Origin of the sequence: Streptomyces sp. NBC_01320, from assembly GCF_035974375.1 — a bacterium.
GTDB classification, from domain to species: Bacteria; Actinomycetota; Actinomycetes; order Streptomycetales; family Streptomycetaceae; genus Streptomyces; species Streptomyces yanii.
Map to the genome: position 1 here is coordinate 2,388,098 of NZ_CP108390.1, position 11,395 is coordinate 2,399,492.

Annotated in this window: 7 protein-coding genes; 4 read left to right on the forward strand and 3 right to left on the reverse strand. The window is 69.5% G+C overall.

Annotated elements, in window-relative coordinates; genetic code table 11:
* Positions 1 to 92: 92 nt before the first annotated feature.
* The 3 genes from uvrA (at position 93) to OG395_RS11265 (ending at position 6,497) form a co-directional block, all read left to right on the forward strand.
* Positions 93 to 2,516, forward strand: coding sequence for an excinuclease ABC subunit UvrA (uvrA, locus tag OG395_RS11255; RefSeq protein ID WP_327242776.1), 2,424 nt, complete (start codon positions 93 to 95; stop codon positions 2,514 to 2,516).
* A 65-nt stretch (positions 2,517 to 2,581) separates the two neighbouring features.
* On the forward strand, positions 2,582 to 3,046 hold the full coding sequence (locus OG395_RS11260) for a carbohydrate binding domain-containing protein (RefSeq protein ID WP_327242777.1): 465 nt from the start codon (positions 2,582 to 2,584) through the stop codon (positions 3,044 to 3,046).
* A 262-nt stretch (positions 3,047 to 3,308) separates the two neighbouring features.
* The gene (locus OG395_RS11265) at positions 3,309 to 6,497 is read left to right on the forward strand and encodes a glycosyl hydrolase family 95 catalytic domain-containing protein (protein ID WP_327242778.1); all 3,189 of its coding nucleotides are present in this window, start codon (positions 3,309 to 3,311) and stop codon (positions 6,495 to 6,497) included.
* A 306-nt stretch (positions 6,498 to 6,803) separates the two neighbouring features.
* On the opposite strand, the gene OG395_RS11270 is transcribed toward OG395_RS11265, so the two are convergent.
* The 3 genes from OG395_RS11270 to OG395_RS11280 are packed head-to-tail and all read right to left on the reverse strand — an operon-like array spanning position 6,804 to position 10,205.
* Positions 6,804 to 7,550 (reverse strand): succinate dehydrogenase/fumarate reductase iron-sulfur subunit, encoded by a 747-nt coding sequence (locus OG395_RS11270; protein WP_266978246.1) that lies wholly within the window; start codon positions 7,548 to 7,550, stop codon positions 6,804 to 6,806.
* Complete coding sequence (locus OG395_RS11275) at positions 7,547 to 9,496, reverse strand: fumarate reductase/succinate dehydrogenase flavoprotein subunit (RefSeq protein ID WP_327242779.1); 1,950 nt, start codon at positions 9,494 to 9,496, stop codon at positions 7,547 to 7,549. The genes OG395_RS11270 and OG395_RS11275 overlap by 4 nt, the downstream gene beginning before the upstream one ends.
* Before the next feature lies 1 nt (position 9,497).
* Positions 9,498 to 10,205 (reverse strand): succinate dehydrogenase, encoded by a 708-nt coding sequence (locus OG395_RS11280; protein WP_266978248.1) that lies wholly within the window; start codon positions 10,203 to 10,205, stop codon positions 9,498 to 9,500.
* 95 nt (positions 10,206 to 10,300) lie between these two features.
* Here OG395_RS11280 and OG395_RS11285 point away from each other — a divergent pair, with 95 nt between their 5' ends.
* On the forward strand, positions 10,301 to 11,221 hold the full coding sequence (locus tag OG395_RS11285) for a LysR family transcriptional regulator (protein ID WP_327242780.1): 921 nt from the start codon (positions 10,301 to 10,303) through the stop codon (positions 11,219 to 11,221).
* Positions 11,222 to 11,395: the final 174 nt, after the last annotated feature.

The window sequence follows — 11,395 nt, forward strand, 5'->3', positions numbered from 1 at the left end:
GCGTTGCGGACCCAGGCACCGCCGACGCCTAGAATCCGACTGTTTTTCCCCATCTGTCGGCCCTGCCCCCATCCGTACGGAGTTCCGCGCGCATGCCCACCCCCCACGATCCGTACGTCCGGGTGCGCGGCGCCCGTGAGCACAATCTGCAGGACGTCCACGTCGACATCCCGCGCGACACCCTCACCGTCTTCACGGGCGTCTCGGGCTCCGGGAAGTCCTCCCTCGCCTTCGGGACGATCTACGCCGAGGCCCAGCGCCGCTACTTCGAGTCCGTCGCCCCGTACGCCCGGCGGCTCATCCACCAGGTCGGCGCGCCGAAGGTCGGTGAGATCACCGGTCTGCCACCCGCCGTCTCGCTGGAGCAGCGGCGTTCGGCGCCCGGCGCCCGTTCCTCGGTCGGTACGGTCACCACACTGTCCAACTCGCTGCGGATGCTGTTCTCGCGCGCCGGGGAGTATCCGGCGGGGGCCGAGCGGCTGGACTCCGATGCGTTCTCGCCGAACACCGCCGCCGGGGCCTGCCCCGAGTGCCACGGTCTGGGGCGTATCCACCGCACCACCGAGGAGCTCCTCGTCCCGGACCCGTCGCTGTCGATCCGGGACGGCGCGATCGCCGCCTGGCCGGGCGCCTGGCAGGGAAAGAACCTGCGCGACGTCCTGGACACGCTGGGGTACGACATCGACCGGCCGTGGCGGGAGCTGGACGCGCAGGACCGGGAATGGATCCTCTTCACCGGCGATCAGCCGGTGGTGACGGTCCACCCGGTGCGGGAAGCGGGCCGGATCCAGCGCCCGTACCAGGGCACGTACATGAGTGCGCGGCGCTATGTGATGCACACCTTCGCGGACTCCAAGAGCCGCACCCTGCGGGCCAAGGCCGAGCGCTTCCTGACCAGCGCCCCCTGTCCGGTCTGTGGCGGCACTCGGCTGCGTCCGGAGGCGATGGCTGTCACCTTTGCCGGCCGTACGATCGCCGAGCTGACCTCGCTGCCCCTCGCGGGCCTCGCCGACGTGCTGTCGGCCGCGGGCGGCAATGACACCGCGCGGGTGCTGACGACGGATCTGCTGACCCGGATCGGGACGGTGACCGAGCTGGGGCTCGGCTATCTCAGTCTCGACCGCACGGCTCCGACGCTGTCCTCCGGCGAGCTGCAGCGGCTGCGGCTCGCCACCCAGCTGCGCTCGGGACTCTTCGGGGTCGTCTATGTGCTGGACGAGCCGTCGGCCGGTCTGCACCCGGCGGACACCGCGTCGTTGCTCGCGGTCCTCGGCCGGCTGAAGGAGGCTGGCAACTCGGTCTTCGTCGTGGAGCACCAGATGGACGTGGTGCGGCAGGCGGACTGGCTGGTCGACGTGGGGCCGCTGGCCGGCGAGCACGGGGGCATGGTGCTGCACAGCGGGCCCCCGGCCGGACTCGCGGACGTCGCGGAGTCGGCGACGCGGCGGTTCCTCTTCGGCGGGGGTCCGGTGCCTGCCCGGGAGCCGCGTACGCCCTCCGGGTGGCTGAAGCTGATCGGTGTCGACCGGCACAATGTGCGCGGGGTGGACGCCGCGTTCCCGCTCGGGGTGTTCACCGCGGTCACCGGGGTCTCCGGCTCCGGGAAGTCGACTCTGGTCGGTCAGGTGCTCGCCGGGGTCCTCGCCGACCGGCAGGCGTCCGCCACCGCCGGCCTTCCCGCCGAGCAGCCCATGGCCGGCTGCACATCGGCGCAGGGGCTGGAGGCGGTGGACCGTCTCGTCCAGGTCGACCAGAAGCCGATCGGCCGTACCCCGCGCTCCAACTTGGCCACGTACACCGGGCTCTTCGATGTCGTGCGGAAGCTGTTCACCGAGACCGGCGCGGCGCGCGAACGCGGCTACAGGGCAGGGCGGTTCTCGTTCAATGTGGCGGGCGGGCGGTGCGAGACCTGTCAGGGCGAGGGGTTCGTCTCCGTCGAGCTGCTCTTCCTGCCGAGCACGTACGCGCCCTGCCCGGACTGCCACGGCGCGCGGTACAACCCGCAGACGCTGGAGGTCACCCTGCGCGGGCTGAACATCGCGCAGGTGCTGGATCTCACGGTGGAGTCGGCGGCCGGCTTCTTCGCCGGGACCCCCGCCGCCGAGCGCAGTCTGCGGACACTGCTCGATGTGGGGCTCGGCTATCTGCGGCTGGGGCAGCCGGCGACGGAACTGTCCGGCGGTGAGGCCCAGCGGATCAAGCTCGCCACCGAGCTGCAGCGTACCCGCCGCGGCCACACCCTGTATCTGCTCGACGAACCGACGACAGGGCTGCATCCGGCCGATGTCGAGGTGCTGATGCGGCAGTTGCACGGACTGGTCGACGCGGGCAGCACGGTCGTGGTCGTGGAGCACGACATGGCCGTGGTCGCGGGTGCCGACTGGGTGATCGACCTCGGCCCCGGAGGCGGCGACCGGGGTGGCCGGATCGTCGCGGTGGGGACGCCCACGGAGGTGGCCGGGGCGGCGGACGGCCGGACCGCGGCGTACCTGGCGGCCGCCCTCGGGTCGGCCTGACAGCCCATCAGGTCCAACTGGCCTGTTCCCACGGCTACGGTCCGGCGGAGACGTTCACCACCGCCGTGAACGCTTCGGCGCTCGCGGCCCCCCGGCACGTACAGGATCACCGTGACGGGATCTCCGGCACGCTCACCCACTCGGCCACCTTCACACTGACGGTGTCCGGTCCGGGCGGCGGTACGGGCGCCCCGGTGAACGGCGACGTCGAGACCGGTTCGCTCGCTCCCTGGAGCTGTGAGAACGGCGGCGCGGTCGTCTCCACCCCGGCGTACGGCGGCGCGCACGCACTGGCGGCCGCGGCCACCGCGTCGCAGACCGGCGATTGCACGCAGACGCTCACCCTGTCCCCCCACGCCACGTACACGCTCAGCGGTTGGGTGCACGGAAACTTCGGCCACCTCGGCGTACGGCGTGACACGACGGCCGGCACCTGGGGCTCGTCGAGCAGCTGGACCAAGCAATCGGTCTCCTTCACCACCGGCTCCACGAATGCGGTGACGGTCCGTCTGCACGGCTGGTGCGCATAGGGAACGGTCCACGGCGACGACATCTCTGTCGCCTCCTGACCGGTCGGCCAGCCGGAGACCTCCTGGTCCCGGGAGCCGGCGGCTCCCGGGACCAGGACCAACGAAATCGACCCTCCTGGGGAGGGGGGATCAGCAGAGGCAGTGCCGCACACTCTAGACATCCGATCTGTCATCCGATGAAATGGCCTCGCCCTCGGCATGCTTCGACGCATCTCCCTCATCTCTCCATTAAAGAACCGATCAATGGGCCAGGAGCTCTCTCGTGACCAATGAACCGCAACCGCAGAGACGAAGCATCCTCAAGTTCGGCGGTGCCCTCGCCCTCACACCGCTGATCACTCAGCTGACCGGGGGAATCCCTGTGGGACAGGCCGTTGCCGCCGGGGCCGCCGTGCCGGCGTCCGTCCAGTGGCCGACCCTGTCGCGCAAGGCGCTCAAGTATTCGATCCCCGCCACTGACTGGCAGTCGCAGGCCCTGCCGATCGGCAACGGCCGGCTCGGCGCCATGCTCTTCGCCAACCCCTCGGAGGAGCGCGTCCAGTTCAACGAGCAGAGTCTCTGGGGTGGTGTCAACAACTACGACAACGCTCTCGCGGGCAAGCCGGACAGCGCATTCGACACCGGCATGACCGGCTTCGGCTCGTACCGGAACTTCGGTGATGTCGTCGTCACCTTCGCTCGCCGTGCGAAGGTCACGGCCCCGGGGGGACCGTACCGTACCTCCTCGACCGAGGGCGTCGACAAGACGTACGACGGTAACTCGAGCACCAAGTGGTGCATCGAGGCACCCGGTTCGAAGGTGCAGTGGCAGGTCGAGCTCCCCGACCCCGTCAAGGTCGCGTCCTACCGTCTGACGAGTGCCAACGACGTCCCGCAGCGCGACCCGCAGGAGTGGACGTTCTCCGGTTCCGCCGACGGCTCCACCTGGACCAAGCTGGACAGCCGCACTCTGGCGACGCCCTTCGAGAGCCGGTACCAGACCAAGGAATTCACCTGTGCCGACACCGCGGCCTACCGCTTCTACCGGTTCGACTTCGTTCCCAAAGCAGGGGTCAGCCACTTCCAGGTGAGCGAGATCGGCCTGTCCGGCGTCGACCTCGACGGGGGCGGCTCGATGTACCTGTCGTCACCCAGCGGGCACTCCGAGGGATCCGGTCAGGCCACGGACATCTCGAATTCGGTGGACCGCGATCCGGCCACGGTCTGGCGGGTCGACGCCGTCGCACCGGCGGTCGTCTGGCAGGCCGACCTGTCCACCACGACCGCCGTCACCTCGTACACGCTGACAGCGGCCCCGGACCGTCCGCACGACGACCCCCGGCGATGGGCGCTCGAGGCGTCGCAGGACGGGCAAGCCTGGGTGACCCTCGACACGCAGAACCCCGGCGCGCCCTTCGCCGGCCGCGGCGAGAGCCGGACCTTCCGGATCACCAACAGCACGGCCTACCGCGCCTACCGGCTCACGTTCACCCCCGGCGAGTCGTCCACCGGCTTCCAGATCGCGGAGGTCGTCCTGGAAGGCAATGGGTTCGACACGCGCATGCAGTCCACGTTCGTCGACTACCAGCGCGCCCTGGACTTCTTCGAGGGTGTCCATGTCACCCGTTTCGGCGAGCCGGGGCGGCGCGTCCTGCGGGAGGCCTTCGCCAGCCGGTCCGCGGACGTCATGGTCTTCCGGTACACGTCGGACAGAGACCGGGGACTCTCCGGAGCGATCTCGTTGACGTCCGGACAGGATCAGGCCCCGACGACCGTCGACGCCGGCGCCCGGCGGATGGCCTTCAGCGGTGTCATGGGCAACGGCCTCAAGCACGCGTGCGCCGTCCAGGTCGTGCACACCGACGGCGACTTCAGCACCGACGGGTCGGTGCTCCGGTTCACCGGCTGCACGACCCTGACCCTGCTCCTCGACGCCCGCACCGACTACAAGCTCGACGCCGCCGCCGGGTGGCGCGGAGCCGATCCGGAACCGGTCGTCGCCGCGGCACTCGAGAAAGCGGCCGCCCGGTCCTACGACGAGATACGCGACAAGCACACCGCCGAGATGCGCACCCTCATGAACCGCGTCTCCGTCGCCTGGGGCACCTCCGACGACGCCGTCGTCGCCCTGCCGACCAACGCCCGGCTGGCGCGTTACGCGGCGGGCGGGGAGGACCCGACCCTCGAGCAGACGATGTTCGACTTCGGCCGATACCTGCTGATCAGTTCCTCGCGCCCGAAGGGTCTGCCCGCCAACCTCCAGGGCCTCTGGAACGACAGCAACACGCCGGCGTGGGCCTCCGACTACCACACCAACATCAATGTCCAGATGAACTACTGGGGAGCCGAGACGACGAACCTGTCGGAGTGCCACGAGGCACTCGTCGGGTTCATCAAACAGGTGGCGGTGCCCAGCCGCGTGGCGACCCGCAACGCCTTCGGCAAGGACACGCGCGGCTGGACCGCCCGCACCAGCCAGAGCATCTTCGGCGGCAACGCATGGGAGTGGAACACCGTCGCGAGCGCCTGGTACGCGCAGCACCTTTACGAGCACTGGGCGTTCACCCAGGACCTGGTCTACCTCCGCACCGTCGCCTACCCGATGATCAAGGAGATCTGCGAGTTCTGGGAGGACCAGCTCAAGGAGCGCGAGGACGGACTCCTCGTCTCGCCGAACGGCTGGTCCCCCGAGCACGGGCCGCGCGAGGACGGCGTCATGTACGACCAGCAGATCATCTGGGACCTGTTCCAGAACTACCTCGACTGCGAGGCGGCGCTCGAGGCGGATGCCGACTACCGGGCCAAGGTCAAGGACATGCAGGCGCGTCTCGCGCCGAACAAGATCGGCCAGTGGGGTCAGCTGCAGGAGTGGCAGGAGGACATCGACAGCCCCAGCGACATCCACCGTCACACCTCGCACCTCTTCGCGGTCTACCCGGGCCGCCAAATCACCCCGAAGACGCCCGACTTCGCGGCCGCCGCCCTCGTCTCGCTCAAGGCACGGTGCGGCGAGAAGGAAGGCGTCCCGTTCACGGCCGCGACGGTGTCGGGCGACAGCCGCCGCTCGTGGACCTGGCCCTGGCGGGCAGCCCTCTTCGCCCGCCTCGGTGACGGGCACCGCGCCCAGATCATGCTGCGCGGACTGCTGGCCTACAACACGCTGCCCAACATGTTCTGCAACCACCCGCCCTTCCAGATGGACGGCAACTTCGGCATCTCCGGCGCCGTGGCGGAGATGCTCCTGCAGAGCCACGACGGCGTCATCCACCTGCTGCCCGCCCTGCCGGACGAATGGAAGGCCAAGGGTTCCTTCACCGGGCTCCGCGCCCGCGGCGGCTACGAGGTCCGCTGTGAGTGGCGCGACGGGAAGGTCACGTCCTACAGGATCGTGGCCGATCGGGCGCGGAACCAGGGGAACGTCACCGTGCGGGTGAACGGCGTCGACACGAAGGTGAAGCCGATCAAGCCCTGACGTCGGCCGGCCGCAGGCCGAAGGAGCGCTGCACGGATCGTCGGCACAGCCGGTCTCTTCACCGGCTGTGCCGGCCGACATCAGAACAGGCCTAGGACCGGGCATGTTTGCCCCATGAGGAGCGTCGTCCGGTGCGTGCGATCGCACGGCGGACAGAAGTCCTTGGCCGGGGTCTGCCCTGCTCGAACGGAGTGGAGAGCTTGGGGAAGGAGCCACCAGGGCTTGTGGCCGACGCGGAAGGGGGTCCCGCTGGCCCTCAAGGCCTTGGGGGACGGCGCGACGGGGTAAAGCCTGCCGGGAGGGGCACTAGCGTCGGACCTTCCGGGTCGCCCGCAGCCACTCCTTGTTCATCGCCGAGATCGACGGCAGCGGAATGCCCTTCGGGCAGGCCGTGGCGCACTCCCCGGTGAGCGTGCAGCCGCCGAACCCCTCGCTGTCCATCTGCCCGACCATGTCGAGCACCCGGGTCTCGCGCTCGGGGGCGCCCTGCGGCAGGACGCCCAGGTGGTTGATCTTCGCCGAGGTGAAGAGCATCGCCGAGCCGTTGGGGCAGGCGGCGACGCAGGCGCCGCAGCCGATGCACTCGGCGTGCTCGAAGGCGAAGTCGGCGTCCGGCTTGGGCACCGGCGTGGCGTGCGCCTCGGGGGCGGTGCCGGTCGGGGCGGTGATGTAGCCGCCCGCCTGGATGATCCGGTCGAAGGCGGACCGGTCCACGACCAGGTCCTTGACGACCGGGAACGCCGAGGCGCGCCACGGTTCGATGTCGATCGTGTCGCCGTCCTGGAAGGAGCGCATGTGGAGCTGACAGGTGGTGGTGCGTTCCGGGCCGTGCGCGTCGCCGTTGATGACGAGGCTGCACGCGCCGCAGATGCCTTCGCGGCAGTCGTGGTCGAAGGCGACGGGGTCGTCGCCGGCGAGGATGAGCTCCTCGTTGAGAGTGTCGAGCATCTCCAGGAACGACATGTCCTGCGAGATGCCGTCCACCTGGTAGGTGGACATGGCGCCGGGGGCGTCGGCGTTCTTCTGGCGCCAGACGCGCAGGGTGAGCTTCATGCGTAGCTCCGCTGAGTGGGGTGGACGTAATCGAAGACGAGGTCTTCCTTGTGCAGGACGGGGGCGTCGCCGGTGGCCGTGAACTCCCAGGCGGCGGCGTACGAGAACTCCTCGTCCCGGCGGGCGGCTTCGCCGTCCGGGGTCTGCGACTCCTCGCGGAAGTGGCCTCCGCAGGACTCGGCGCGGTGCAGGGCGTCGAGACACATGAGCTCGGCGAGCTCCAGGTAGTCGACGATGCGGTTGGCCTTCTCCAGCGACTGGTTGAACTCCTCGCCGGTGCCGGGGACCTTGATGCGGCGCCAGAACTCCTCACGGATCTGCGGGATCCGGTCGAGCGCCTTGCGCAGTCCCTCCTCGGTGCGGGCCATCCCGCAGTACTCCCACATGAGTTCGCCGATTTCGCGGTGGAAGGAGTCGGGGGTGCGGTCGCCGTCGACGGCGAGCAGCAGGTGCAGCCGGTCCTCGGTCTCCGCGACGGCTTCTTCCACGGCCGGGTGCGAGGCGTCGACCTCGCCGTGGTGCGGGTTGCGGGCCAGGTAGTCGTTGATGGTCGACGGGAGGACGAAGTAGCCGTCGGCGAGACCCTGCATCAGCGCCGAGGCGCCGAGCCGGTTGGCCCCGTGGTCGGAGAAGTTGGCCTCGCCGATCGCGAACAGGCCGGGGATCGTGGTCTGGAGGTCGTAGTCGACCCAGAGTCCGCCCATCGTGTAGTGCACGGCGGGGTAGATGCGCATCGGGGTCTCGTACGGGTTCTCCGCGGTGATCCGCGCGTACATGTCGAAGAGGTTGCCGTACTTCTCCTCGACCTTCGCCCTGCCCATGCGCTGGATGGCCTCCGCGAAGTCGAGGTAGACGCCCTGTCCGCCGGGGCCGACGCCGCGGCCCTCGTCGCAGACGTTCTTCGCGGCGCGCGAGGCGATGTCGCGTGGCACGAGGTTGCCGAAGGCCGGGTAGATGCGCTCCAGGTAGTAGTCGCGCTCGTCCTCGGGGATCTCGTTGGCCGGTCGGTTGTCGCCCTTGGCCTTCGGGACCCAGATCCGGCCGTCGTTGCGCAGCGACTCGCTCATCAGCGTCAGCTTGGACTGGTGGTCGCCGGTGCGCGGGATGCAGGTGGGGTGGATCTGGGTGAAGCACGGGTTGGCGAAGTACGCTCCGCGCCGGTGGGCGCGCCAGATGGCGGTGGCGTTGGAGTTCATGGCGTTCGTCGACAGGTAGAAGACGTTGCCGTAGCCGCCGCTGGCCAGCACGACCGCGTCGGCGAAGTACGTGTCGATCTTTCCGGTGACGAGGTCGCGCGCGACGATGCCGCGGGCCTTGCCGTCGACGATGATCAGGTCGAGCATCTCGGTCCGGGCGTGCAGCTCGACGTTGCCCGCGGCGATCTGCCGGGACAGTGCCTGGTAGGCGCCGAGGAGCAGTTGCTGCCCGGTCTGGCCGCGGGCGTAGAACGTGCGGGAGACCTGGACACCGCCGAAGGAGCGGTTGTCGAGGAGGCCGCCGTACTCGCGGGCGAACGGGACGCCCTGCGCGACGCACTGGTCGATGATCTCGACGGAGATCTGGGCGAGCCGGTGGACATTGGACTCGCGGGCCCGGAAGTCGCCGCCCTTGACCGTGTCGTAGAAGAGCCGGTGGATCGAGTCGCCGTCGTTGCGGTAGTTCTTCGCGGCGTTGATGCCGCCCTGGGCAGCTACCGAGTGGGCGCGGCGGGGCGAGTCCTGGAAGCAGAACTGGACGACGTGGTAGCCCTGTTCGGCCAGCGTGGCCCCGGCCGATCCGCCGGCCAGGCCGGTGCCGACGACGATGACGGTGTGCTTGCGGCGGTTGGCCGGGTTGACGAGCTTGGCCTCGAAGCGGCGGGTGTCCCAGCGTTCGGCGACGGGACCCTCGGGGGCCTTGGTGTCGACGACGGGTGCACCGGTCTCGTAGTGCGAGTAGTCGGTCATGTCAGCTCACGACTCCGGTCATGACGGCGACGGGTACGGAGATGAAGCCCACCGTCAGCACCAGTGCGAGGACGTTGGCGATGGTCTTGAGGACACGGTCGCGGCTCGCCCTGCCCGCGCCGAGGGTCTGCGCGGCGCTCCAGAACCCGTGCTGGACGTGGAGTCCGAGAGCGAGCATGGCGACGATGTAGATGACGTTGCCGTACCAGGTGGAGAAGGTGTCGACGACGTTCTGGTAGGGGTGCCCCGACTGGAAGCCGCCCGAGTGGACGGTGCCGGTGGTCAGGTCGAGGACGTGCCACACGATGAACAGGGCGAGGATAATCCCGCCCCAGCGCATGGTGCGGGTGGCGTAGCTCGCCCGGGGCTTCTTGTGGACGTACTTGCTGGGCCGCGCCTTGATGTCCCGGCGGCTCAGCTGGTACGCGGAGGTGGCGTGCGCCACGACGGCGACGACGAGCACCACACGGACGATCCAGAGGGCCCACTCGTAGTGCAGGAAGGGCTCGCCCATGACCCGCAGCCAGTGGGCGTAGTGGTTGAACTCCCCCGGCCCGAAGAAGATCTTCAGGTTGCCGATCATGTGGACGACCAGGTAGCCGAGCATGATCAGGCCGCTCACGGCCATGACCGTCTTCTTGCCGACGGACGAGTCCCAGAGCGTACGTGTCATGGACGGTCGTCGGTCCGTCCGTGTTGCCAGTGCCATGGACACGACGCTACGACCGAACGGGCTCATCGGTCCAAGACATGACACGGCTCATATCCATAGCCTTTGACTATGGAGCGGGCTACGCTGGGTGTATGCAATTTCAGCAGCTCATGTACTTCGTGGCTGTCGCCGAGACACGGCACTTCACCCGCGCCGCGGAGGAGGTGCATGTCTCGCAGCCCTCGCTCTCCCAGCAGATCAGGGCGCTGGAGAACGAGCTGGGGGCAGAGCTGTTCAGCCGGGCCCGCGGCAACATCGCCCTGACCGACGCGGGCGAGGCGCTGCTGCCGCTGGCCCGCCGGATCCTGGCGGATGCCGATACCGCCCGGCACGAGGTGCAGGAGCTGGCCCAGCTGCGCCGGGGCCGGGTCAGGCTCGGGGCGACGCCGAGCCTGTGCACGGGGCTGCTGCCCGACGTACTGCGCACGTTCCACGACCAGCACCCGGGGATCCAGCTGCTCCTGGAGGAGGGCGGCTCGCACGACCTCGTACGGGAGCTGGCGCGGGGGGCGCTCGATCTCGCGCTGGTGGTCCTGCCACTGCCGGCCGCGTCGCCTGCGCTGACCACGGTGGAACTGCTCCAGGAGGACCTGGTGGTGGTGTCGGCGGCGGGGGCTCCGCGACCGGGGAAGGGCGGAAGCGTGCGGATCGCGGATCTGCAGGGCGAGCCGCTGGTGATGTTCCGGCACGGCTACGACCTGCGGGAGCTGACCGTGGCCGCGTGCCGGGCGGAGGGCTTCGAGCCGTCGTTCACGGTGGAGGGCGGCGAGATGGACGCGGTGCTCGGTTTCGTACGGGCGGGACTGGGCGTGGCGGTGGTGCCGAGCATGGTGGCGGTCCGGGCGGGGCACGACCTGCGGACGACACGGCTTGCCCCGCCGGGGCTGCGGCGAACGATCGCGTTGGCACACCGCAGTGACGTGGCGCCTCCACGGGCGGCGCGGGAGCTCCAACGGGTACTGCTGGCCAGTCGGCCGGACGGGCTCGGGAAATCGAGCCCGTCCGGAAGCTGAGGACGCGGCCGGTGCCGGACCTCCCCGCTCAGAGCCTGTCGAGTGACCTTCGATCAGATGGCGGACGCTGTCTGGTGCGCGCGATTCCAAGGCGGCGGGATGTCCTCGGATGGGGTCTCCCCTGCTCGAACGAAGCTGAGAGCTCGAAGAAGGAGCTACCAGTACATTTCGGCA